The sequence below is a fragment of the Bradyrhizobium sp. LjRoot220 genome, assembly GCF_964252915.1.
Lineage (GTDB): Bacteria > Pseudomonadota > Alphaproteobacteria > Rhizobiales > Xanthobacteraceae > Bradyrhizobium.
The window spans coordinates 462,301-484,456 of sequence record NZ_CAXUPS020000006.1; the positions used below are offsets into that span (position 1 = coordinate 462,301).

General features: G+C 63.2%; 21 protein-coding genes and 1 riboswitch. Of the genes, 9 read left to right on the forward strand and 12 right to left on the reverse strand.

Annotated elements, in window-relative coordinates; all coding sequences use genetic code 11:
• Positions 1 to 37: 37 nt before the first annotated feature.
• The 7 genes from ACSQ84_RS25545 to ACSQ84_RS25575 all read right to left on the reverse strand — a co-directional run bounded on the left by ACSQ84_RS25545 (position 38) and on the right by ACSQ84_RS25575 (position 9,343).
• Positions 38 to 2,236 carry an ATP-binding protein gene (locus ACSQ84_RS25545; RefSeq protein ID WP_436214473.1) on the reverse strand — a complete coding sequence of 733 codons (2,199 nt, stop codon included), beginning with the start codon at positions 2,234 to 2,236 and terminating at the stop codon, positions 38 to 40.
• A gap of 119 nt (positions 2,237 to 2,355) precedes the next feature.
• Complete coding sequence (locus ACSQ84_RS25550; RefSeq protein ID WP_436214474.1) at positions 2,356 to 3,138, reverse strand: succinate dehydrogenase iron-sulfur subunit; 783 nt, start codon at positions 3,136 to 3,138, stop codon at positions 2,356 to 2,358.
• 133 nt (positions 3,139 to 3,271) lie between these two features.
• The gene (gene sdhA / locus ACSQ84_RS25555) at positions 3,272 to 5,143 is read right to left on the reverse strand and encodes a succinate dehydrogenase flavoprotein subunit (RefSeq protein ID WP_436214475.1); all 1,872 of its coding nucleotides are present in this window, start codon (positions 5,141 to 5,143) and stop codon (positions 3,272 to 3,274) included.
• Positions 5,144 to 5,146: 3 nt separating this feature from the next.
• Positions 5,147 to 5,521 carry a succinate dehydrogenase, hydrophobic membrane anchor protein gene (gene sdhD, locus ACSQ84_RS25560; RefSeq protein ID WP_436214510.1) on the reverse strand — a complete coding sequence of 125 codons (375 nt, stop codon included), beginning with the start codon at positions 5,519 to 5,521 and terminating at the stop codon, positions 5,147 to 5,149.
• 20 nt (positions 5,522 to 5,541) lie between these two features.
• Positions 5,542 to 5,937: a succinate dehydrogenase, cytochrome b556 subunit gene (gene sdhC, locus ACSQ84_RS25565; RefSeq protein ID WP_436214476.1), complete on the reverse strand. Its 396-nt coding sequence runs from the start codon at positions 5,935 to 5,937 to the stop codon at positions 5,542 to 5,544.
• Between the two features lie 438 nt (positions 5,938 to 6,375).
• Complete coding sequence (locus tag ACSQ84_RS25570; RefSeq protein WP_436214477.1) at positions 6,376 to 7,422, reverse strand: HD-GYP domain-containing protein; 1,047 nt, start codon at positions 7,420 to 7,422, stop codon at positions 6,376 to 6,378.
• A gap of 394 nt (positions 7,423 to 7,816) precedes the next feature.
• Positions 7,817 to 9,343: a malonate--CoA ligase gene (locus ACSQ84_RS25575; RefSeq protein WP_436214478.1), complete on the reverse strand. Its 1,527-nt coding sequence runs from the start codon at positions 9,341 to 9,343 to the stop codon at positions 7,817 to 7,819.
• Between the two features lie 86 nt (positions 9,344 to 9,429).
• On the opposite strand from ACSQ84_RS25575, the gene ACSQ84_RS25580 reads away from it, so the two are divergent.
• The 6 genes from ACSQ84_RS25580 to ACSQ84_RS25605 all read left to right on the forward strand — a co-directional run bounded on the left by ACSQ84_RS25580 (position 9,430) and on the right by ACSQ84_RS25605 (position 14,670).
• A complete protein-coding gene (locus tag ACSQ84_RS25580; protein WP_436214479.1) occupies positions 9,430 to 10,191 on the forward strand; it encodes an SDR family oxidoreductase in 762 nt (253 codons plus the stop codon).
• A 157-nt stretch (positions 10,192 to 10,348) separates the two neighbouring features.
• Positions 10,349 to 10,804: a hypothetical protein gene (locus tag ACSQ84_RS25585; RefSeq protein ID WP_436214480.1), complete on the forward strand. Its 456-nt coding sequence runs from the start codon at positions 10,349 to 10,351 to the stop codon at positions 10,802 to 10,804.
• A 67-nt stretch (positions 10,805 to 10,871) separates the two neighbouring features.
• Positions 10,872 to 10,952: riboswitch (ZMP/ZTP riboswitch) on the forward strand.
• A gap of 34 nt (positions 10,953 to 10,986) precedes the next feature.
• Positions 10,987 to 11,397: a dihydroneopterin aldolase gene (gene folB / locus ACSQ84_RS25590; protein ID WP_436214481.1), complete on the forward strand. Its 411-nt coding sequence runs from the start codon at positions 10,987 to 10,989 to the stop codon at positions 11,395 to 11,397.
• A 1,073-nt stretch (positions 11,398 to 12,470) separates the two neighbouring features.
• Positions 12,471 to 13,025: a fasciclin domain-containing protein gene (locus ACSQ84_RS25595; protein ID WP_436214482.1), complete on the forward strand. Its 555-nt coding sequence runs from the start codon at positions 12,471 to 12,473 to the stop codon at positions 13,023 to 13,025.
• Between the two features lie 192 nt (positions 13,026 to 13,217).
• Positions 13,218 to 13,865 (forward strand): cytochrome b/b6 domain-containing protein, encoded by a 648-nt coding sequence (locus ACSQ84_RS25600; RefSeq protein ID WP_436214483.1) that lies wholly within the window; start codon positions 13,218 to 13,220, stop codon positions 13,863 to 13,865.
• Positions 13,866 to 13,884: 19 nt separating this feature from the next.
• Positions 13,885 to 14,670, forward strand: a complete 786-nt coding sequence (locus tag ACSQ84_RS25605) for a molybdopterin-dependent oxidoreductase (protein WP_436214484.1) — start codon at positions 13,885 to 13,887, stop codon at positions 14,668 to 14,670.
• A 157-nt stretch (positions 14,671 to 14,827) separates the two neighbouring features.
• Here the strand turns inward: ACSQ84_RS25605 and ACSQ84_RS25610 are convergent, their stop codons facing one another.
• Both ACSQ84_RS25610 and ACSQ84_RS25615 read right to left on the reverse strand, forming a co-directional pair.
• Positions 14,828 to 16,024, reverse strand: a complete 1,197-nt coding sequence (locus ACSQ84_RS25610) for a YbfB/YjiJ family MFS transporter (RefSeq protein WP_436214485.1) — start codon at positions 16,022 to 16,024, stop codon at positions 14,828 to 14,830.
• 91 nt (positions 16,025 to 16,115) lie between these two features.
• Entirely contained in the window at positions 16,116 to 16,979 is an 864-nt protein-coding gene (locus tag ACSQ84_RS25615; RefSeq protein WP_436214486.1) for an EamA family transporter, read from the reverse strand.
• A 222-nt stretch (positions 16,980 to 17,201) separates the two neighbouring features.
• Between ACSQ84_RS25615 and leuB the strand changes: the two genes are divergently transcribed.
• Positions 17,202 to 18,314 carry a 3-isopropylmalate dehydrogenase gene (gene leuB / locus ACSQ84_RS25620; protein WP_436214487.1) on the forward strand — a complete coding sequence of 371 codons (1,113 nt, stop codon included), beginning with the start codon at positions 17,202 to 17,204 and terminating at the stop codon, positions 18,312 to 18,314.
• A gap of 140 nt (positions 18,315 to 18,454) precedes the next feature.
• Here leuB and ACSQ84_RS25625 read toward each other — a convergent pair whose 3' ends face one another.
• Together ACSQ84_RS25625 and ACSQ84_RS25630 are read right to left on the reverse strand one after the other, a co-directional pair.
• Entirely contained in the window at positions 18,455 to 18,835 is a 381-nt protein-coding gene (locus tag ACSQ84_RS25625; RefSeq protein ID WP_436214488.1) for a hypothetical protein, read from the reverse strand.
• 175 nt (positions 18,836 to 19,010) lie between these two features.
• Entirely contained in the window at positions 19,011 to 19,253 is a 243-nt protein-coding gene (locus ACSQ84_RS25630) for a hypothetical protein (RefSeq protein WP_436214489.1), read from the reverse strand.
• A gap of 91 nt (positions 19,254 to 19,344) precedes the next feature.
• On the opposite strand from ACSQ84_RS25630, the gene ACSQ84_RS25635 reads away from it, so the two are divergent.
• Positions 19,345 to 20,379, forward strand: coding sequence for an aspartate-semialdehyde dehydrogenase (locus tag ACSQ84_RS25635; protein WP_436214490.1), 1,035 nt, complete (start codon positions 19,345 to 19,347; stop codon positions 20,377 to 20,379).
• 3 nt (positions 20,380 to 20,382) lie between these two features.
• On the opposite strand, the gene ACSQ84_RS25640 is transcribed toward ACSQ84_RS25635, so the two are convergent.
• Positions 20,383 to 21,036 carry a carbonic anhydrase gene (locus ACSQ84_RS25640; RefSeq protein ID WP_436214491.1) on the reverse strand — a complete coding sequence of 218 codons (654 nt, stop codon included), beginning with the start codon at positions 21,034 to 21,036 and terminating at the stop codon, positions 20,383 to 20,385.
• Positions 21,037 to 21,136: 100 nt separating this feature from the next.
• On the opposite strand from ACSQ84_RS25640, the gene ACSQ84_RS25645 reads away from it, so the two are divergent.
• Positions 21,137 to 22,015, forward strand: coding sequence for an HpcH/HpaI aldolase/citrate lyase family protein (locus ACSQ84_RS25645; protein WP_436214492.1), 879 nt, complete (start codon positions 21,137 to 21,139; stop codon positions 22,013 to 22,015).
• Positions 22,016 to 22,156: the final 141 nt, after the last annotated feature.

The window sequence follows — 22,156 nt, forward strand, 5'->3', positions numbered from 1 at the left end:
TCAGAAGGTTCCTTGCCGGTCCAACGACGGTGGGATCTCAGGACGCCCGCGTCGCGGTGGCGCGCTTCATCATGCGCCAGCGGGCGACTGCGTGCAGCACGCGCGAGAGCTGCTCAATCGAATACGGCTTCTGCAACAGCTCAAAACCGTCGCTGCCGCTTTCCGACAGGCCATGGCTGTAACCGCTGGTCAACACGACCGGCAGATCGGCATGGTAGCGGCGGATTTCCTGCGCCAGCTCAATGCCGGTCATGCCCGGCATCACCACGTCGGTGAAGACGACGTCGTAGCGGTCGGCGCCTGCAGCCAGTTCTTCCAGCGCGTGGGTGGCATTCTCGACCAGGGTCGTGCCGTAGCCGAGCTCGGCCAGCGCATCGGTGGCGAATTTTCCGACCTCGATATTATCTTCGACCACGAGCACCGACATGCCCCTGCCGTCGAGCGGCGGGGCATCTTCCGCCGATATCTGCTGCGGCCTGACGTCCGCGGCGGCGCGCGGCAGGTACAGCGTGAAAACACTGCCTTTTCCCACTTCGCTGGCCACCGCGACTTCGCCACCGGATTGCTTGGCGAAACCGAACACCTGGGACAGGCCGAGGCCGGTGCCCTGGCCGACTTCCTTGGTGGTGAAGAAGGGCTCGAAGATGCGGCCGAACTGCTCCTGGGGAATGCCGACGCCGGTATCCTCGACCGAGACCGCGACGTAACCGGTCGGCTTCTGGCCAGATGATTTCTGGCCGGCGGAGGCATTGCCCTGGCTGTGAGAATCCTGCGATTGCACGATGGCGCTGGGCAATTCGGTTGCCGCGCGCACCGCGATGGTCAGCTTGCCGCGGCCATCCATGGCGTCGCGGGCGTTGACCGCCATGTTGATCATGGCGGTCTCGAACTGCCCGGCATCGGCATTGACGATGCACGGCTCGCTCGGTCCGTCGATCTCGATCTCGATCCGCGCCCCGACCAGCGTTTTGATCATCTCGCCCAGCGTCTGCACGTTCTGGCCGACGTCGAACAGTTCCGGCTTGAGTGTCTGACGGCGTGCGAATGCCAGCAGCTGGCTGGTCAGGCGTGCCGCGCGCGTCACCGTGTCAGAGATCGCGTCGATGTAGCGCAGGCGGCGCGGCTCCGGCAGGTCCGGCCGCCGCAACAGATCGACGGAGGCGCGGATCACCGTCAGCAGGTTGTTGAAGTCGTGCGCGACGCCGCCGGTGAGTTGCCCCAGCGCCTCGAGCCGCTGGCCATGCTTCAGCGCGTCCTCTGCCTCCTGCCGCCTGGCGGCCTCGGCATACAGATGCCGCGTCCGCCGCAGCGCCAGTGCGAGCAGGGAAAACAGCAGGGCGGTGGCCGGCGCGCCGAAGATCAGGTGCTGGCTCACGGTGGAGAACCAGCGCTCCCGGATCGCCGACGTCTCGAGGCCGGCGCTGATATAGATCGGATATTCGGCGAGCCGCTGGTAGCCCAGTCGTCGCTCAATGCCGTCCGCCGGCGACGTCACGGTGATGAGCCCCGCCCTGGGGTTCGCCGCGATCTGTTGTCCGACCGCGCCCGAGAGGTCGAGGCGAACCTCCTGGTCGGTGGCCGGGAAACGGGCCAGTATCGCGCCATCCTTCAGCCCGAGCGCAAAGAAGCTGCCCGGCTCGCGGCCGATCCGGGCGTAGAAATTCTCGAAATATTCCGGAAGTACCGACGCCTGGATCACGCCGGCGAAGCTGCCGTCCTCGTTTTGCCGCCGCCGGCTGAAGCCGAAGAACGGTGCGCCCTGATAGGGCGGACGCGGCTTCAATGCTTCGCCAATATAGGTTCCGACGTCGCCGGCGACATGCGCCTTGAAGTAATCCCGGTCCGAGAAGTCGATATCGGGCGGCGGCGTGACGAGGCTGTTGACGAGCGCGCGGCCCCTGGCGTCGAAAATCCAGGTCGATTTCACCTGGGGCAGGGATCCCACGAGCTGCTTCAGCCGCTGATGCAGGGTTTCCTCACGCGAGGTGATGCCGGCGTCGGGAATGCCTCTGATGATCTCGGCGATCTCCGACAGGCTGCGGTCGATGGTCTCGAGCACTTTCAGCGCGTGCTCGTGCACGACGTCGAGCGAGCGTTCGATCTCGCGGTCGGCGGTCTGGTTGACCGAGACCCAGGAAACCGCGGATGCAAACACGAACAGCGCCACCGGAAGGGCCAGCGAAGCGGCCATCATCCATTGCAGCAATCTCAGCGAATTGCGTTGTGCGGTCTGCACGGGCGCTCCAGCTCCGGAGCGAATCTTACGTCAATCCGGTATCGGAACAAAGCCGCCGGGTAATAGAAACTTTCTCAGCGCCGGTCCGGCCGTATTTCCGGCGACTTGCGACAAATTAGCTAAATTTGCCGCTCGACCAGCTTCAACTTGAGCTCGGCGATGGCCTCCGACGGGTTGAGGCCCTTCGGACACGCTTTCGCGCAGTTCATGATGGTGTGGCAGCGGTAGAGCCGGAACGGGTCTTCGAGATTGTCGAGCCGCTCGCCGGTGGCTTCATCGCGGGAATCCTTGACCCAGCGCGTCGCCTGCAGCAAGGCGGCCGGACCCAGGAAGCGGTCGCTGTTCCACCAATAGCTCGGGCACGAGGTCGAGCAGCAGGCGCACAGGATGCATTCGTAGAGCCCGTCGAGTTTTTCGCGGTCCTCGTGGCTCTGCTTCCATTCCTTCTGCGGCGTCGGCGTCGTGGTCTTCAGCCACGGCTCGATCGAGGCATATTGAGCGTAGAAGTTGGTCAGATCAGGCACCAGGTCCTTGACGACCGGCTGGTGCGGCAGCGGGTTGACCTTCACCGCGCCGTCTTTGACGTCGTGCATCGACTTGGTGCAGGCCAGCGTGTTCTGGCCGTCAATGTTCATGGCGCAGGAACCGCAGACGCCTTCGCGGCAAGAGCGGCGGAAGGTCAGCGTCGGATCGATGTGGTTCTTGATCCAGATCAGGCCGTCGAGCACCATCGGCCCGCATTCGCTGGTGTCGATGTGATAGCTGTCGACGCTCGGATTTTTGCCGTCGTCCGGATTCCAGCGATACACCCGGAACTCGCGCGTCTCGGTCGCGCCCGCCGGCTTCGGCCAGGCCTTGCCGCCGGTGATCTTTGAGTTTTTCGGAAGCGCGAATTCAACCATTCCTCTAACCTTTCGTCATTCCGGGATGGTCCGAAGGACCAGACCGCAGGTGCGCAATTGCGCACTGGGGAATCTCGAGATTCCGGGTTCGATGCTAACGCATCGCCCCGGAATGACGGCTGCTGTGGTTCGATCAATACACCCGCGCCTTCGGCGGGATATACTGCACGTCGTTGGTCATCGTGTAATCGTGCACCGGGCGGTAATCGATCGCGGTCTTGCCGCGCTCGTCGATCCACGCCAGCGTGTGCTTCATCCAGTTCTTGTCGTCGCGATCGGGGAAATCCTCGCGGGCATGGGCGCCGCGGCTCTCGGAGCGGTTCGCCGCCGAGTCCATCGTCACCACGGCCTGCACGATCAGATTGTCGAATTCCAGGGTCTCGACCAGGTCGGAATTCCAGACCAGCGAACGGTCCGTGGTCGCGACGTCGCCGATGCCGCCATGCACCTTGTGGATCAGGTTCTGGCCTTCGCTCAGGATCTCGCCGGTGCGGAACACCGCGCAATTGCTCTGCATCACATGCTGCATGCTGTCGCGCAGCTTTGCGGTCGGCGTGCCGCCGGAGGCGTAGCGATAATGATCGAGCCGGCCGAGCGCCATGTCGGCGGAATCAGCCGGCAAGTCCGGCTGCTTGCCGTTTGCCGTTAGTTTCTCGGCGCAACGCAGCGCCGCGGAGCGGCCGAACACCACGAGATCGATCAGCGAATTGGAGCCGAGCCGGTTGGCGCCGTGCACGGAGACGCAGGCGGCTTCACCGAGCGCCATCAGGCCGGGCACGGTGGCGTTGTCGTCGCCGTTTCGCTTGGTCAGCACTTCGCCGTGATAATTGGTGGGGATGCCGCCCATGTTGTAGTGCACGGTCGGCGTGATCGGAATCGGCTCGCGGGTGACGTCGACATTGGCGAAGATCTTTGCCGATTCGGAAATGCCCGGCAGCCTTTCCTGCAGCACCTTGGGATCGAGATGATCGAGGTGCAGATAGATGTGGTCCTTTTTCTTGCCGACGCCGCGGCCTTCGCGCATCTCGATGGTCATCGCGCGCGAGACCACGTCGCGGGAAGCAAGATCCTTGGCTGACGGCGCGTAGCGCTCCATGAAGCGCTCGCCTTCGGAATTGACGAGATAGCCGCCTTCGCCGCGGGCGCCTTCGGTGACGAGGCAGCCCGAGCCGTAGATGCCGGTCGGGTGGAACTGGATGAACTCCATGTCCTGGAGCGGCAGGCCGGCGCGCAGCGCCATGGCGCCGCCGTCACCGGTGCAGGTATGCGCCGAGGTGCAGGAGGCGTAGGCGCGGCCGTAGCCGCCGGTGGCCAGAATCGTGGTCTGGGCGCGGAAGCGATGCAGCGTGCCGTCGTCGAGCTTGAGCGCGATGACGCCGCGGCAGACACCCTGGTCGTCCATGATCAGGTCGATAGCGAAGAACTCGATGTAGAACTCCGCGGCGTGGCGCAGCGCCTGGCCGTACATCGTGTGCAGCATGGCGTGACCAGTGCGGTCGGCGGCCGCGCAGGTGCGCTGCGCCTGGCCCTTGCCGAAATCCAGCGTCATGCCGCCGAACGGGCGCTGGTAGATCTTGCCGTCCTCGGTGCGCGAGAACGGCACGCCCCAATGCTCGAGCTCGTAGACCGCCTCGGGCGCGTTGCGCACCATGTATTCGATCGCGTCCTGGTCGCCGAGCCAGTCCGACCCCTTGACGGTGTCGTACATGTGCCAGCGCCAGTCGTCCTGGTGCATGTTGCCGAGCGCCGCCGAAATACCGCCCTGGGCGGCAACCGTGTGCGAGCGGGTCGGAAACACCTTTGTGATGCAGGCGGTGCGCAGGCCGGCCTCGGAGCAGCCGACCACGGCGCGCAAGCCCGCGCCGCCGGCGCCGACCACGACGACGTCGTAGGTGTGGTCTTCGATCGGATAGGCTTTTCCGTTGGTGGCAGGACCACTTCCTGGACCGCTGCTGCCGTTGCTGGCCTTGCCGTTACCTTCAGTAGCCGAATTCTTGGTAGTCATGGGCTAGACTCCCGATGACATTTTGAGGATCGCGTAAATCGAGGCGAGCGCCACCGCGATACAGAAGAAATTGTTAGCCATCACGCTGGCGAGCTTGATCTTTTCATTGTGCACATAGTCTTCGATCACGACCTGCATGCCGATCTTCATGTGCCAGGCACTGGCGACAATGAAGAGCAGCATGATGATCGCGATGGGCAGCGAGCTGAAGATTTGCTTGGCACCCGCCTGGTTGCTGCCGATCAGCATCAGGACCACCACGATGACGGGCACGATCAGCACGGTCATCGCGACAGCGGTAAGCCGCTGCCGCCAGAAATCGGAGGTGCCGGAATGCGAGGAGCCGAGCGCGCGGACACGCGCCAGCGGCGTGCGCATCGAAGTCGATTTGGGCGCGTTCATCGTCCGGCTCCGACGGTGTAGATGATCCACACCAGGATGGTAAGCGAAATGCCGCCGATCAGCGCGCCCCACGTCAGGGCCTCGCGCTCATTGGGCTTGAAGCCGTAGCCGAGATCCCAGACGAAATGCCGGAGGCCCGACACCAGATGGTGCAGCAGCGCCCAGGTGTAACCGAACACGATCAGGCGTCCGATGAAGCTGCCAGTAAAGGCCTGCACATTGGCGTAGGCGCCGGGGCCGGAGGCAGCGGCAATAAGCCACCAAGCCAACAAAAGGGTTCCGAAATACAGCGCAATGCCGGTGGCACGGTGCACGATGGACATCGCCATCGTGAGCGTCCAGCGGTAGGTCTGCATATGGGGAGAAAGCGGTCGTTCGATCCTGGCGGTCATCGGCGGCTTTTGACGGTTGGGGGGGCGTTGTGCGGCCCATTGGGGATCGCGCTAAAGTAATTCTTATTTACGTAGTCGAACCAGCAAGCGCAACGATCAAATGGCGCGAAATCGAACCGATATTCATTACTAGGACAGCGTGGAAACACAGCAATCAGCGGCCTGGTATACCAAGCTGCGGGAGGTCACCGAAGGAACGAATCTTTATTCGGTTATTGTTTCAAACAGCCCGGCCTACACACGTAAGCCCGAGCGGTGCGCATCTTCGCTCGACAAGCCAATCGACAAACATCGTCCCTTTGGTCTGCAGTGTATGGGCTGAATCCCAGATGGACCGGACGTCCTGGCTATTCACTCAGAGCCGACCGGATATGCGAATTCGGCGTCCGCCCTGACGAGGCCTCCTTGGCCACATCAGGCGGCGTGCGTCACGCTGCTTCAGCGATTCAACGCGACTTCCCTGAACGCCTTGACGAGCGGGACTTCCAGTTTGCCGTGCATATTGCCGAGGATTTCAAAAGCCTGCGCGCGCGGCATTGCGGGCCGGTACTGACGGAATTCGATCAGCGCTGCGAAAATATCCGCAATGGTCAGGATCCGGACCAGATCGGAAATGCTCTCGGCGCAAAGCGCATCGGGATATCCGCTGCCGTCGAGATACTCGTGGTGGTGCCTGACCGCGTGCAGGATTTCGGCCGAAATGCCGCGGGTCCCCTTCAAAATCTGGTGCCCGGCCGCCGGATGGGTTTCGATCAGGGCGCGTTCGCCCGGCTCGAGACGGCTGGGCTTGTCGAGCACCGCGACCGGAATCTTGGCCTTGCCGATGTCATGGAACATCGCCGCCGAATACAGCCGTTCGATATCCGCCTCGACCAGCCCCAAATTCAATCCGAAGGCGACGGCGGTTCCGGTCACCAGCAGGCAATGCTGATAGGTGCCCTCATGGTGGCGGCGCACGACTTCCAGCCATTCGGAGAGGCCTTCCTCGGCGACGCACTTGGAAATCCTGCAGGCGGCGGATTTGGCGTCCGCGACATCGATCGGCTGTCCATGCAGCACCGCGGCGAACATCAGCGCCAGCGAGGCGGCGCCTGCGGAGGCCGCCCCGCGCGCGCCCTGGGCGGTCTCGTCGGTGAGTTCGATCGAGTTGGGATCGATCAGCACCGCGAGCAGGGACCGCGCGGTGACCGGATTGAACAGCACGTGGGTGGCGCCGAGCGCATAGGCCTGCGCCGCGAACAGCCGCGCCTTCTGATCGATGATGAAAATCTTTCGCCTGGCGCCTTTGAATTTCGCCGAAAGCTCCTTGAGCGCGACGATGTTGTCGGCGTCTCGAAGATCGGCGCTGACGACGGCCGCATCGCAATCCTTCGGGACGTTGTTTTCCTTGCGGAGCAGGGACGAGCTGACGCGGCACCGCGACCCCAACAGCATGCGGAGCGTCGAGATTCGATCCGGTTGATCCGCGACCACATGCAACAACATCGGTAATCATTAACCCAAGAGGTAGTTCCGCCCGATCGCCAGGACGGCACTTCCGAAAATCACCAGCGCGCTGCTCCAAAAGACCCGTAGGATTACGGGCGTTGCAGCGCGCTATTCGTCACGCTAGGGGCGAAACGGAATTTTTCGGTTAAATCGGTGTGTACAATGTCGCGCACATTGAGATGCGCACGACCTCACCCCTACGGGGATACGCCCTGGCTTCGTGGCGCTGCGCCAGACCGATCGATATACCTATCCGGATATGACGGCGTTCAACCAGGGCTTCGCCGTCCCGGTGCGCCATCGCGCATGGCGGTCCTGGCCCGCAACCACCGTGTCAGTGATCGGAGCAAAAAATATCCGCCGCGGCGTGGGGGTCCGGCGTGCGCCGGAACTACTTCGAATAAATCTTTGAATAAGTATCCCGCAGGACATTCTTCTGCACTTTGCCCATCGCGTTGCGCGGCAGTTCATCGACGACGAAGACCCGCTTCGGCATCTTGAACTTTGCCAGCCGTCCGTCGAGCGCTTTCAGCACCGAGGCTTCGCTCACATCGGCGCCCTTGTTGCAGACCAGGACGGCGGTGACGCCTTCGCCGAAGTCCGCATGCGGCACGCCGATCACGGCGGATTCGATCACGCCCGGCATGGCGTCGATCTCGCTCTCGATTTCCTTCGGATAGACGTTGAAGCCGCCTGAGATCACCAGATCCTTGCCGCGGCCGAGAATGTGCACATAGCCCTTGTCGTCGATCTTGCCGAGGTCGCCGGTAACGAAGAAGCCGTCGTCGCGGAATTCGGCTTTTGTCTTTTCCGGCATCCGCCAATAGCCCTTGAACACGTTGGGGCCCTTGACCTCGATCATCCCGATGCTGTCACGCGCGATCGCCTTGCCGGTCTCAGGGTCGGTGACGCGCACGGAGACGCCGGGCAGCGGCAGGCCGACGGCGCCGGGCACGCGCTCGCCGTCATAGGGGTTGGAGGTGTTCATGTTGGTTTCGGTCATGCCGTAGCGTTCGAGGATGGCAAAACCCGTTCGCGCAGCCCATTCGCGATGGGTGTCGGCGAGCAGCGGCGCCGAACCCGAAATGAACAGCCGCATATGCCTGGTGGATTCTTTGGTCAGTGCCGGACTCTGCAGCAGCCGTGTGTAGAACGTCGGCACGCCCATCATCACGGTGGCGCGGGCCATCAGCTTGATCATCAGTTCGGGATCGAGCTTCGGCAGGAAGATCATCGAGGCGCGCGCGAACAGCGTCACGTTGCTCGCCACGAACAGGCCGTGGGTGTGATAGATCGGCAGCGCGTGGATCAGCACGTCGTCCTTGGTGAAGCGCCAGTAGTCGACCAGCGCGAGCGAGTTGGAGGCGAGATTGTCGTGCGTCAGCATCGCGCCCTTGGAACGGCCAGTCGTGCCCGACGTATAGAGGATCGCGGCGAGGTCATCATTGGCGCGGCTGACCGTTGCAAACGCGGTGTCCGCTTTGGCCGCGGCATCGGTCAGCGAGCCCTTGCCGTCCGCGCCCAGCGTTTCAACCTTGGCGTTGACCTTGGCTGCGATGGCGCCAATGCCCTCGGCCTTGGAGGGATCGCACACCACCAGCGCCGGCTCGGCGTCGGTGATGAAGTACTCAAGTTCGTTCAGCGTATAGGCGGTGTTGAGCGGCAGATACACCGCGCCGGCGCGGACAGTGGCGAGGTAGAGCACCAGCGCCGGCACGGATTTTTCGGTTTGCGCCGCAACGCGGTCGCCCGGCTTGACGCCCCTGGAAATCAGCACATTTGCCATCTGGCCGGCGCGGGCAATCAAATCAGCATAGCTGATGCGTGTGCCGTCGAGCATCTCGATCGCGAGCCGCGAGGGGTCGTCGAGATGGTCGAACAGGCGGGAAAACAGGTTGGCGCTGGCGGTCGTGTTCATGCAACATTCCCTGAGGGGCAATGGCCGGAGTTTTCGCCGGCTGGATTAGCAAAAACGCCCCTCACAAAGCAACGGAGACAGTTTGCATGTCAAATAATGGGAAACGCGTGGCCTGGGTGACCGGTGGCGGCAGCGGAATCGGTGAATCCGGGGCGGAATTCCTTAGCGCCGACGGCTGGACCGTGGTGATTTCGGGCCGCCGCCAGCAAGAGCTGGACCGGGTGGTGGCCAACATCACCAGCAAGGGCGGCAAGGCCGAGGCGATCGCGCTCGACGTCAGCAGCAAGGCCGACGTCAGCAAGGTCGCGGACCAGATCCTGGCGAAGCACGGCAGGATCGACCTGCTGGTCAACAGCGCCGGCCTCAACGTGCCGAAGCGCAGCTGGGCCGACATGGACCTCGAAGGCTGGGACAAGGTGGTCGAGATCAACCTCAACGGCGTGCTGTATTGCATGCGCGCGGTGCTGCCCGCGATGCGCAAGCAACAGGACGGCTGCATCATCAACGTCGCGTCCTGGGCCGGGCGACACGTGTCGAAGATGCCGGGCCCGGCCTACACCACGACCAAGCACGCGGTGCTGGCGCTGACCCATTCCTTCAACATGGACGAATGCGTCAACGGCCTGCGCGCCTGCTGCCTGTCTCCCGGCGAAGTCGCAACCCCGATCCTGAAACTGCGCCCGGCGGTGCCGAGCGAAGCCGAACAGGCCAAAATGCTGCAGCCGGAAGATTGCGGCCGCACCATCGCCTTCGTCGCCAGCATGCCCCCGCGCGTCTGCATGAACGAGATTTTGATAAGCCCGACGCATAACCGCGGGTTCATTCAGACGCCGGGGAGCAGGGATTAGGCGGCCTCCACATCTCGTCGTCATTGCGAGGAGCCACCGGGTCGCGCGAATGCGCGCCCGATGACAGGCTCCGCGACGAAGCAATCCATTCTTCCTTGCGGCACGATGGATTGCTTCGCTTGCGCTCGCAATGATGATGGGTAGGCAGGGAGTACAGATGGGCGACGCGCGAGTTCAGGTCATCGATGAAACGCTTACCGCCTCCAAAGGTGGTCTTGTCACCGGCGTCATATACGTCGACTTCGGCCTATTTCAGTTTCCGGACCCAAATTGGAATGACTTTGTGGTTGTGATCTTGGGCTGGTGGCTCATGGCGCTGATCGATCTAGTGAGCGGGACTACCTCGCAGGTTGAGCTTCGCTTCATGGATGGACCATTGTGGATCTCCACGCAGAACGAAACCACAAATCTCTGCACCATGACATGCCTCAAAGGGCCACCCGACCGCATTCAATACGAGTGCGAGGGGTCTGCGCTCGAACTGTTGAAATCCACTCTGGAAGCTGCGGCGCGGGTGCACGGAGTTTGTGCCCAGCGAGGTTGGGCGTCGCCCGATATTGACTCGCTTGGGCGCAGGATCGCGGCGGGCAGGTTGCTGATTGCGCCACACTGAACGGGCGCCATCCGGACTACGAACGCTCGTCCTGCACTTGAGCCTCGCCAATTGTGCCTGTATACTTACACTCTCGCGCGACTGGCGATCGCAGATGGGGCACCATCGGGAAGCGCGAGATATTCAGCCGCGCGCCTGGGCAATCGGAAAAATCCGATCCACCTTCTCAAGAAGGAGCGCCCATGTTGACGACCATCCAGATCGCGGGATTACAGACCTTCGGATATCACGGCCTGTTCGAGGAGGAACGCCGGCTCGGTCAGAAATTCACCTTCGACATCGACGCGACGTTGAGGGCGGCGCCGACGCACCGGGACGACCAATTGGATGCATCGGTCCGCTATGATGCCGTGGTGGATGCCGCCGTGCGTCTCGCCGGCGAGACGAGCTATCAAACGCTGGAAGCGCTCGGCGAGGCGGTTGCGATCGGCCTGCTGCGGCGCTTTGCGTTGATCGACAGCATCACCGTCGGCGTCGCCAAGTTCAGCCCTCCGATCCCGCATACGCTGAGCAAGGTCGGCATCGCGGTGCGGCTGGACCGCGCCGATCTGGCGGATTGGCCGGAGGAGGAGGCATTGGAAGCGTTTGCCTGAGTAGCCAGCGGCGACGATCTACGCGCTCCGTCATTCCCCGATGCGCAACTGCGCATCTGAGGGCGCGCGTAGCGCGAGCCACGATGTGCAATTGCACATCCGGGAATCCATCTGGTCGCATGCAGTGTCGCTTAATGGATTCCAGGCTCGATGCTGCGCACCGCCCCGGAATGACTGCGACATAGTAGCACGACGGGCAAATCACTTCCGATTTACGGAAACCGTGTCAAGCCCTGAAATAAAAAATATTTCTCTTTTGCGGAAATGAAAATCGGTTTATATCTTCGCCATCCCGTCCCGCCAGAGGGGCGTATCATGATCGTCACGATCGTTGGGACGGGTCGCGGTGGACGCTGGCAGGGCCGATAACGAACGGCGCGAGAGCGTACGGCAAAGACGTGTGGTCCTGACGTCGCGGTGCTGGCGTCAATGCACCTGGAGGCAACAGCTTCCGAGGGCGCAACGGAGGCAAAAGAGCCGTTCTCCGGGGAGAGCACGTTATAAGCCGTAAAGCCATTGCGCAGGGAATGTCGGATGTTCTCCGCTGCCCTGTATGCTCGTGTGCGCACCTTTTTGTGCACATTGCACACGAGATCGCGGGTGCAGCGCGCATCCGGCATTCCCTGCGCCCTCTGAATTTGGGGGCGATGATTTGAAAACTTCGGGCGCATCGCGTCGCGAGATCGCGAACGCGCATCTGCTGTCAGGAATGAGATCACATGAGCCACACATTCATTGTCGTCCCGGCCTTGAGCCGGGACCCATAGCCACAGTCGGCAGTGGTTTCACGAGCTGTCGATTTCGTTCTTTCCAACAACTCTGGCCGCGGAGTATGGGTCCCGGCTCAAGGCCGGGACGACAGTTGTGTGTGGAGCCGCACTTTCGCAGTCACCACCCCCACGATCAGCCCGACCGAAAGTTTCAGCCATCACGATAAATTATCCGCCGAAACCGCTCGAAAAACCTCCCGTAGCTCGGCCCAACGACGACGTCCACAGGGTCAACCGACCAGCGTCGTTGTTCTCAGCCCCGGCGGCCCCCCGCCGGAGACCTCAATCATCGGGAGAAGATCCATGTCGAACCGTATCGCATATCTGACCGCCGCCGCCTTTAGCGTTCTCGCGCTCACCGCCACCGTCACTGCGCCGGCCAGCGCGGAGGAGAAGACCGTGATGGTCGGTGGCGCCGCGATGTTCCCGTCGAAGAACATCGTGCAGAACGCCGTGAACTCCAAGGACCACACCACGCTGGTCGCCGCCGTGAAGGCCGCCGGCCTGGTTCCCACGCTGGAAAGCAAGGGCCCGTTCACGGTGTTCGCGCCGACCAATGCCGCTTTCGGCAAGCTGCCGGCCGGCACCGTCGACACGCTGGTGAAGCCTGAGAACAAGGCGACCCTGACCAAGATCCTGACCTACCATGTCGTGCCCGGCAAGCTCGCCGCGGCCGACCTGAAGGACGGCATGAAGCTCAAGACTGCCGAAGGTGAACAGCTGACGGTGAAGCTCGACGGCAGCAAGGTCTGGATCGTCGACGCCAAGGGCGGAACCTCGATGGTCACGATCTCGAACGTCAACCAGTCGAACGGCGTGATCCATGTGGTCGATACCGTGCTGATGCCGGCTTCCTGACCTCCGCGCGCTCCTGACTAGTCCCAACAGGATGCGTGGACGGGCGAGCCGGGGCGACCCGGCTCGCTTTTTTGTGACCGCGATAGGCCCCAAAGATAGATGCAAAGCATCGATCTGATAGCATCAGGGGCGTAACGAAAATCCGGTTCCCGGCGTATAATCCGGTAACCCATTGCAACGACGGATCAGGCCATGTCGAGCGTCACCGCCAGCGACGAGCAAGCCAGCGCCAAGGCCGCCCCCAAGGCCGCGCCGGCCAAGGTCATTCAGCCGGCCTGGGTGCGGACCCTGCACTGGACCAACGCGTTCGCGATGGTCCTGATGATCATGTCGGGATGGCAGATCTACAACGCCTCCCCGCTGTTCGGCTTTACCTTTTCCAGCAGCATCACACTGGGCGGCTGGCTCGGCGGCGGGCTGCTCTGGCACTTTGCCGCGATGTGGCTGCTGATGGTCAACGGCCTGATCTACCTCGCCTTGGGGCTCGCCACCGGCCGCTTCCGCAAGAAGCTGCTGCCGATCACGCCGGAAGGCGTGCTTGCGGATACCAAGGCGGCGCTGACCGGCAAGCTGTCGCATGACGATCTCTCCAAATACAATTACGTGCAGAAGCTGCTGTATGCCGGCGTGATCGTGGTCGGCATCCTGATCGTGCTGTCGGGGCTGGCGATCTGGAAGCCGGTGCAGCTGCAATATCTGACGGCGGTGTTCGGCGGCTATGAGGCCGCCCGTTACGTCCACTTCTTCTGCATGGCTGCTATCGTCGCCTTCATCGTGGTTCATGTCGTGCTCGCGCTCCTGGTGCCGAAGAGCCTGCGCGCCATGATCATCGGCCGCTAAGAGATCTGGGAGCTTTATCATGGGCCGCTTGCGCAACCTTCTGATCCCCGGCGTCGACAAGACCCTCCTGCTCAAGGACGCCGTCAAGACGATGCCGGACCTGACGCGCAGGCGCTTCATCTCCGGCGGCGCCAGCCTTGGCGCCCTGACGCTGCTCACCGGTTGCGACGTGACGGACCAATTTTCGGCGGAGGAGATGCTGAAACAGGTCTCGAAGTTCAATGACGGCGTGCAGGCCTGGATCTTCAATCCCGACGCGATGGCGCCGACCTTTCCGGAAAGCGCGATCACAAAACCATTTCCGTTCAACGCCTATTACAGCCTCGACGAGGCTCCCGAGATCGAGGCCAAGGATTGGAAGCTCGAAGTGCGCGGCCTCGTCGACAACAAGAAGCCGTGGACGCTGGAAGAGCTCTACAAGCTGCCGCAGGTCAAGCAGGTCACGCGCCATATCTGCGTCGAGGGCTGGAGTGCGATCGGCAGCTGGACCGGCACGCCGCTGCGCGATTTCCTGAAAATCGTCGGCGCCGATACCCGCGCCAAATATGTCTGGTTCCAGTGCGCCGACAAGGACGGCTACAACTCGCCGCTCGACATGCGCAGCGCGCTGCATGCGCAGACCCAGATGACCTTCAAATTCGGCGACGAGCTCCTGCCGCGCGCCTACGGTTTCCCGATGAAGATCCGCGTGCCGACCAAGCTCGGCTTCAAGAATCCGAAATACGTGCTCTCGATGGAGGTCACCAACGACTACAAGGGCGGCTTCTGGGAAGACCAGGGATACAATTCGTTCAGCGGGAGTTGAGCGCCCCAACTCGTCGCCCCTGCGAACGTTCGCAGGGGCCCATACCGCGTGATCTGAATTTTGGGGAAGGCTGGAGCGACAGTCTCCTATAGCCACGAAATCCTGTGGCTATGGGTCCCTGCGTTCGCAGGGACGACGATAGAGTTGAATGCTTGCCTCATGGAGAGATGTCGGTCTTCAACTTCCTCTGAAACGCGCACAGCACCGCCCCGGTCGCCAGCATCGCCGCGGAGACGTTGAGCGCAAACGAAAGACTGCCCACCGCGTCGGTGATCGCGCCGACCACGATCGGCCCCAGCGTCTGGCCGATGCCGAAGGAGATCGTCATCGCTGCGATGCCCGTCGGCCAGGCCGAGGGTGGATAGTTGAAGCGCACGAAGGCGGTGGTCGATCCCACCACCGCGAAGAACGCGACGCCGAACACCAGCGCAGAGATCACCAGCAACAGCGGCGAGTGTCCGAAGATCGGCAGCGCCGCGCCGATTGCGTTGACGCCGAGGATGATCGATGTGGCGAGGCCGCCGCGATCAAGCGCCAGCACGCCCCGCCAGACCCAGGGCGTCACGAACGCGCTGGCGCCGATCAGGCTCCAGAACAGGCTCTGCGCCGCCGCCCCACCGCCGCCATCGCGGACATAGGCGATCATGAAAGTCATGTAGGCGATGTAGCCGGCGCCGAACAGGAAGTAACCGATCAGATAGGCCAGCACCGGCCGCACCGAGAATTTGGCTGGTGTCGCGCCGTCGATATCAGCACCACCGCCGAGTGGCGCGAGCAGCAGCGGCAGGATCAGGATGCTGGAGAGCAGCGTCATCGCCCACCACACGATCCACCACGATCCCGGCCCGAATCCTTGCAGCACGAACGGCGCGATCAGCCCCGACGCGAGGATGCCGAGCCCCGGTCCGGCGTAAAACAGGCTGAGCAGAAAATTGGCGCGCGCGGGGCGCGTCTGCGCGATCGTGGCGGCCAGCGCCGCACCGCCGACGAAGCCGCCCGCGGCGCCGATGCCCGCCAGCAGCCGCGCAAAGCTCAGCACGAAAAAATCACCGGACAGCGCGCATAGCGCCAGCGAGGTGACGGCGGCCATCGTTCCCCAGCGTACCGTTCGCGTCAGCCCAAAGCGCCGGATCATGCGCGAGGCGAGCAGCGCGCCCGCGAGATAGCCGACGGCGTTGATCGTGTTCATGAAGCCGGCCGCGGAATAGGACCATCCCAGCGCATCGCGCATGTCCGGCAGCACCAGCGCATAGGCGAAGCGGCCGATGCCGAGACCGATGGTCGGCGCCAGCGACAAGATCAGGATCAGCCACGCGGGATGCGCGTAGGTTGGCGCTCGGTCAGGGGCGTTCACGCGATGCTCCGGCAGGGCGCGCAGTGTGGCAGGCAGGGGCAGGGTTGCACAGCCGCGCCGGGCGCAATGGTGTGGTGCCGATTGCGCAACGTCATCCGATCAGCACCAGCGCCACGCCGGCCACCGTCAGGACAGCGCCGGCGACGATACGGGGTGTGATCCGTACGTGGCGCAGCACGATCGCGCTGAGCAGCAGGGTGACCAGCGGATAGATCGCGGCGACAGGTGCGACCAACGTGATCGGGCCGGTGCGCAAGGCGGCGAACAGCGACAGCAGACTGAGGCCGTTGCAGATGCCTGTCATGGCGAACCAGAACCGGCCCGGCCATGGCGCTTCCACAACGAAGGTCCCCTTGCGGATGCGCTGCACGGTCAGCACCACGAAGGACGACACCACATAGCCGATCAGGCAGGCCCAGAGCGGGCTCGGCCAGATCTCCAATCCAAGTTTGACGATCGGCGGAACCACGCCGCGCAATAGCGCGCTGGCGAGTGGCAGCAGCAACGCCCAGCTCCGCCAGTCGCCGAGATCGCGCGGCCGGGTCACGGTGATGATCACGGCGCCGGCGACCGCGATCACGAGGCCGGCGAATTGCAGTGCGTGCAGCGGCTCGTGGAGCAGAACGACGGCGAGCGCCACCGCGAACAGCGGCGCCAGATTGCCGAGCGTCGAGGTGACGACCGGGCCCAGCGCGCTGTTGGAGGCAAAGGTCAGCAGGGTCAGCATCGCCGGGAATACCAGCCCGATCGCGGCGAAGATCGGCAGCGCCCGCCAGACCATAGGTTCGCCGGCCAGCAGCAGCGGCGAGGCCAGCAGGAACAATAGCGTGAACGAGGGCACGCTGATGGCAGCGCCCGACAGCGGCTCGACGGTTCGCAGCCCGAACTGCGCCGTCACGACGCCCGCACCCAGCAGGGCGGCCGAGGCGAAGGCGAACAGGATGGCTGGGGTCATGAGATCGTGAGGTCCGTCTTGGGGCGGGCTTGCTCGATCAGCCTTTGTGGCCTGTCCAAGCCGCCTTGCCAATCCGCCCGGAGCGCATTAGCACTCCCGCCCGACCCGTCATTCCGGGGCGTGGCGAAGCCACGAACCCGGAATCTCGCTGTATCCAATCTCGGGATTCCGGGTCCGGCGCGTTGCGCCGTCCCGGAATGACGAACATAGCAAGGACGTTCCATGGCGACCCATAAACTGCTGCTTCTCCCCGGCGACGGCATCGGCCCCGAAGTGATGGGAGAGGTGAAACGCCTGATCGACTGGCTCAGCGCGCAGGGCATTGCGCGTTTCGAGACCGAGCAGGGGCTGGTCGGCGGTTCCGCCTATGACGCCAGCCAGCAGAGCATTACGGACGCGACCATGGCGCTGGCCACGGCGGCCGATGCCGTGATCTTCGGCGCGGTTGGCGGTCCGAAATGGGACGCCGTGCCCTATGACGTGCGGCCCGAGGCCGGCCTGTTGCGGCTGCGCAAGGATCTCGGCCTGTTCGCCAATCTGCGCCCGGCGGTGTGCTATCCGGCGCTGGCGGATGCCTCCAGCCTGAAGCGCGAGATCGTCGAAGGCCTCGACATCATGATCGTGCGCGAACTGACCGGCGGCGTCTATTTCGGCGAGCCGAAGACCATCACCGACCTCGGCAACGGCCAGAAGCGCGCCGTCGATACCCAGGTCTATGACACCTACGAGATCGAGCGGATCGCCCGCGTCGCGTTCGACCTCGCGCGAAAGCGCCGCAACAAGATGACGTCGATGGAAAAGCGCAACGTCATGAAGTCGGGCGTGCTCTGGAACGAGGTGGTGACGCAGGTGCATGCCCGCGAATACAAGGACGTGACGCTGGAGCATCAGCTCGCCGATTCCGGCGGCATGAACCTGGTCAAGGCGCCGAAGCAGTTCGATGTCATCGTCACCGACAATTTGTTCGGCGACATGCTGTCCGATATCGCGGCGATGCTGACGGGGTCGCTCGGCATGCTGCCCTCGGCCTCGCTCGGCGAGATCGACGCCAAAACCAAAAAGCGCCGCTCGCTGTTCGAGCCAGTGCACGGCTCCGCGCCCGATATCGCTGGAAAAGGCCTTGCCAATCCGATCGCGATGATCGCCTCGTTCGGCATGGCGCTGCGCTATTCGTTCGACATGGGCCCGCTCGCCGACAAGGTCGACGCGGCGATCGCAGCCGTGCTCGCCAGCGGGCTTCGTACCGCAGACATCAAGTCCGAAGGAACGACGGCGGTAAGCACCACGCAAATGGGCGATGCGATTTTGAAGGAATTGCAGAAGCTCCACGCGTGAGGATTGTAGGGTGGGGCAAAGCCAACGGGTCGCGCGAACGCGCGCCCGATGACAGGCTCCGCGTGCCCACCAACTACTACGTATGCGGAAAGATGGTGGGCACGGCGCAAGAGCGCCTTTGCCCACCCTACGTTTTCAAATCAATACAGCGGGAATTGCCGTGGAAATCCGCCCATGTCCGATGGCGGGTTGAGCGGCTGACGGTCGATCGGGCGGTTGAGGTTCTCCCGCGCGAATGACGGGTATCCGTAGTCTGACGGAAATGCGTAATCCAGGAACTTGCGGTCGCCCGGCAAAACTTCGGTGCCGGCGTCGAGCCACGAGCGCGTGGTGACGTACACGCGGGTATTTGGCCCCTGCTGGTAAACCCGGTTGGGGCCGCTGCGCCCGTAATAATGGCGGCCGTCCTTGTCGTAGCGGGGCTTGGACTGGGCGCTGGCTTCCGTCGCGCCGACCGCAACGAGGGCGGCTGCAGCAAGCAACACCACGAGCTTGCTCGCAGCAGGGAATTTAGGGGTCATCGCATCCTCGTCAGTGTCAGCCCATTGGGGCCGGCGGATCGCCAAATCGGGTTGGCACTCATTGTAGCCGCGGCGGGTGGGTATTCACTAGGTCAATTGCGCCACACCGGACCAGAATAATGCCGGCGCTCGCGAAAAGTTGCATGAAAACCAGTATCTTGGCGAGGTATGGCAATTAGAAGGCGCCGCGCAATCGCGGGTTGTCAGCCCCGGTCAGCCAATCTGCCGACAGGGCAGGTGCCGCCGAGGTGGCGCGCTCGGCGCGCCTGAGCTCGGTGCGGGCGAACAATTCCGCCGATTTCGGGTTGTTTTCAGTGCTCGGCAGGGTCAGCCGGTTCCGCAAAGCTGGCCAGCGCCGGATGGATTTGGCCGGATCGGCCGAAAACGACTGCATCAAACGCCCAAACGCAATGGTCATACGTTGTATTGAGGGTGTTTCTCGCATAGAAGCGCTGCCTTCTCCCTTTCGCTGCGGCGGGGGATCGGCATTTTTCGTCGGAGAGTGAACGATGGGTTACAAAGTCGCGCTGGTCGGAGCGACCGGCAATGTCGGGCGGGAAATGCTCAACATTCTCGACGAGCGCAAATTCCCCGCGGACGAGGTGGTGGCGCTGGCGTCACGCCGCAGCGTCGGCGTCGAAGTCTCGTATGGCGACCGGACTTTGAAGTGCAAGGCGCTCGAACACTATGACTTCTCCGATATCGATATCTGCCTGATGTCGGCGGGCGGTGCGGTGTCGAAGGAATGGTCGCCGAAGATCGGCGCCGCCGGCGCCGTCGTGATCGACAATTCGTCGGCCTGGCGGATGGATCCGGACGTGCCGCTGATCGTGCCTGAAGTGAACGCGGACGCCGTGACCGGCTTCACCAGGAAGAACATCATCGCCAACCCGAATTGCTCGACCGCGCAGCTCGTGGTGGCGCTGAAGCCGCTGCACGACAAGGCCAGGATCAAGCGCGTCGTGGTCGCGACCTATCAGTCGGTGTCGGGCGCCGGCAAGGATGCGATGGACGAACTGTTCTCGCAGACCAAGGCCGTCTACACCAACAGCGAACTGATCAACAAGAAATTCCCGAAGCGTATCGCCTTCAACGTCATCCCCGAGATCGACGTCTTCATGGAAGACGGCTACACCAAGGAAGAGTGGAAGATGATGATGGAGACCAAGAAGATTCTTGATCCCAAAATCAGGCTGACCGCGACCTGCGTGCGGGTGCCGGTGTTCGTCGGCCATTCGGAAGCCGTCAACATCGAGTTCGAGGATCCGATCTCGGCCGATGAAGCGCGCAACATCCTGCGCAACGCGCCGGGCTGCCTCGTGATCGACAAGCATGAGCCCGGCGGCTACGTCACGCCGTACGAGGCGGCGGGCGAGGACGCGACCTATATCAGCCGCATCCGCGAGGACGCGACCGTCGAGAACGGCCTGTCGCTGTGGTGCGTCTCCGACAATCTGCGCAAAGGCGCGGCGCTGAACGCGGTGCAGATCGCCGAATGCCTGATCAACCGCAAGCTGATCAGCGCCAAGAAGGCGGCGGCGTAGCTTTTAGACGCTGCCCTGCATCTCGCTGACGGCGCGGAATTCCTTCGCCGTCTGGTCGAGCACGAACAGCGATCCCTCGGCGACGCCGAAATAGGCGCCGTGCAGTTCCATCTCGCCGCGCTCGACGCGCGAGCGTACGAACGGAAACGTCATCAGGTTTTCCAGTGAGCGGAAGATCGCGGCCTTCTCGATCCTGACGGTGAAGTCCTGCATCGTCTCGCGCTCGCGCTGCTCGACGACTTCGCCCGGCTTGATGAACATCTGCATCCAGCGCCCGATGAAATCGCCCGGCGACAACGGATCGATTTTGTCGATGAAGGCCCTGATGCCCCCGCACTGGGCGTGGCCGAGCACCACGATATGCTTGATGCGGAGCACGTTGATCGCATATTCCAGCGCCGCGGATACGCCGTGGGCGCCGCCGTCCGGCTGATAGACCGGCACCAGATTGGCGACGTTGCGGACCACGAACAGTTCGCCCGGTCCGGCGTCGAAGATCACCTCCGGCGAGACGCGGGAATCGCAGCAGCCGATCACCATCACCGCGGGCGACTGGCCGCGCTCGGACAATTCCCGGTAGCGTGACTGTTCGGTGGGCAGCCGCTGCGAGGTGAAGGTCCGGTAGCCGTCGAGCAGATGTTGCGGGAATGCGGTCATGGCCCCTGCCTAACCACAAGCCGATGACAGGAACAAGGCTTTCGGCCGGCCGCTTGAAATGATATCGCGTGGGTTCAAGAAGCCCTCGGGGAAGCCAGCCATGATCCGTCCGCGCCGCAGCCTGTTGTTCATGCCGGGATCGAACGCGCGGGCGCTGGAAAAGGCGCGCAACCTGGCCGCTGACGGCATCATCCTCGACCTCGAGGATTCCGTGGCGCCGGACGCCAAGGCGCTGGCCCGCGACCAGATCGCCAAGGCGATCGCGGCCGGCGGGTTCGGCAAGCGCGAGGTGCTGATCCGGGTCAACAGCCTGGATACGCCGTGGTGGATCGACGACGTCACCATGGCCGGCAAGGCGAAGCCCGACGGCATCCTGGTTCCCAAGGTTTCCAGCGTCGCGGATCTCAACGCTATCGCCGACCGCCTCAGCGATATCAACGCGGACACCTCGATCCGGGTCTGGGCCATGATCGAGACGTCGCGCGCGGTGCTGGATGCGGACAAGCTCGCCGCGGCGTCAAAGGATTCGGAGACGCGTCTGGCGGGTTTCGTGTTCGGGCCAAACGACATTTCGCGCGAAACGCGCATCCGCATGCAGCCGGGCCGCGCCGCGATGATCCCGATGATCACGCATTGCATCCTGGCGACCCGCGCGCATGGCCTGGAAATCCTCGACGGCCCCTACAGCGACATCAGCAATGTCGATGGCTTCGCGGTCGAGTGCGCGCAAGGCCGCGATCTCGGTTTCGACGGCAAGACGCTGATCCATCCGAGCCATATCGAGGCCTGCAACGCCATCTTCACCCCGCCGGCGGAAGAAGTCGCCGAGGCGCGCAAGATCATCGCCGCCTTCCAGCAACCCGAAAACGCCTCGCGCGGCGCGATCCAGCTCGACGGCCGCATGGTGGAACGGTTGCACGCTGAGATGGCCAAGCGCACGATTGCGATTGCAGATGCGATCGCCGCGATGGGGCATTAGAGAGTTTCTCAATCCGCGTCGTCCCGGCCAAGCGGAGCGCGAGCTCAGATGCGCAATTGCGCATCGGGGGACCGATAACCACAGGTGCGTATTGTTGAAGCGAGATTAAGCAACGGCTACTTCCTCACATCGCGCGGTCAC

Coding starts and splice junctions, on each gene's coding strand:
- ACSQ84_RS25570 (WP_436214477.1), bottom strand. CDS start 7,422: ATGTTGTTGCATGTGGTCGCGGATCAACCGGATCGAATCTCGACGCTC.
- sdhA (WP_436214475.1), bottom strand. CDS start 5,143: ATGACTACCAAGAATTCGGCTACTGAAGGTAACGGCAAGGCCAGCAAC.
- ACSQ84_RS25625 (WP_436214488.1), bottom strand. CDS start 18,835: ATGACCCCTAAATTCCCTGCTGCGAGCAAGCTCGTGGTGTTGCTTGCT.
- ACSQ84_RS25635 (WP_436214490.1), top strand. CDS start 19,345: ATGGGTTACAAAGTCGCGCTGGTCGGAGCGACCGGCAATGTCGGGCGG.
- sdhC (WP_436214476.1), bottom strand. CDS start 5,937: ATGACCGCCAGGATCGAACGACCGCTTTCTCCCCATATGCAGACCTAC.
- ACSQ84_RS25600 (WP_436214483.1), top strand. CDS start 13,218: ATGTCGAGCGTCACCGCCAGCGACGAGCAAGCCAGCGCCAAGGCCGCC.
- ACSQ84_RS25630 (WP_436214489.1), bottom strand. CDS start 19,253: ATGACCATTGCGTTTGGGCGTTTGATGCAGTCGTTTTCGGCCGATCCG.
- ACSQ84_RS25645 (WP_436214492.1), top strand. CDS start 21,137: ATGATCCGTCCGCGCCGCAGCCTGTTGTTCATGCCGGGATCGAACGCG.
- leuB (WP_436214487.1), top strand. CDS start 17,202: ATGGCGACCCATAAACTGCTGCTTCTCCCCGGCGACGGCATCGGCCCC.
- ACSQ84_RS25615 (WP_436214486.1), bottom strand. CDS start 16,979: ATGACCCCAGCCATCCTGTTCGCCTTCGCCTCGGCCGCCCTGCTGGGT.
- folB (WP_436214481.1), top strand. CDS start 10,987: ATGTTGACGACCATCCAGATCGCGGGATTACAGACCTTCGGATATCAC.
- ACSQ84_RS25605 (WP_436214484.1), top strand. CDS start 13,885: ATGGGCCGCTTGCGCAACCTTCTGATCCCCGGCGTCGACAAGACCCTC.
- ACSQ84_RS25640 (WP_436214491.1), bottom strand. CDS start 21,036: ATGACCGCATTCCCGCAACATCTGCTCGACGGCTACCGGACCTTCACC.
- ACSQ84_RS25595 (WP_436214482.1), top strand. CDS start 12,471: ATGTCGAACCGTATCGCATATCTGACCGCCGCCGCCTTTAGCGTTCTC.
- ACSQ84_RS25575 (WP_436214478.1), bottom strand. CDS start 9,343: ATGAACACGACCGCCAGCGCCAACCTGTTTTCCCGCCTGTTCGACCAT.
- sdhD (WP_436214510.1), bottom strand. CDS start 5,521: ATGCGCACGCCGCTGGCGCGTGTCCGCGCGCTCGGCTCCTCGCATTCC.
- ACSQ84_RS25550 (WP_436214474.1), bottom strand. CDS start 3,138: ATGGTTGAATTCGCGCTTCCGAAAAACTCAAAGATCACCGGCGGCAAG.
- ACSQ84_RS25580 (WP_436214479.1), top strand. CDS start 9,430: ATGTCAAATAATGGGAAACGCGTGGCCTGGGTGACCGGTGGCGGCAGC.
- ACSQ84_RS25585 (WP_436214480.1), top strand. CDS start 10,349: ATGGGCGACGCGCGAGTTCAGGTCATCGATGAAACGCTTACCGCCTCC.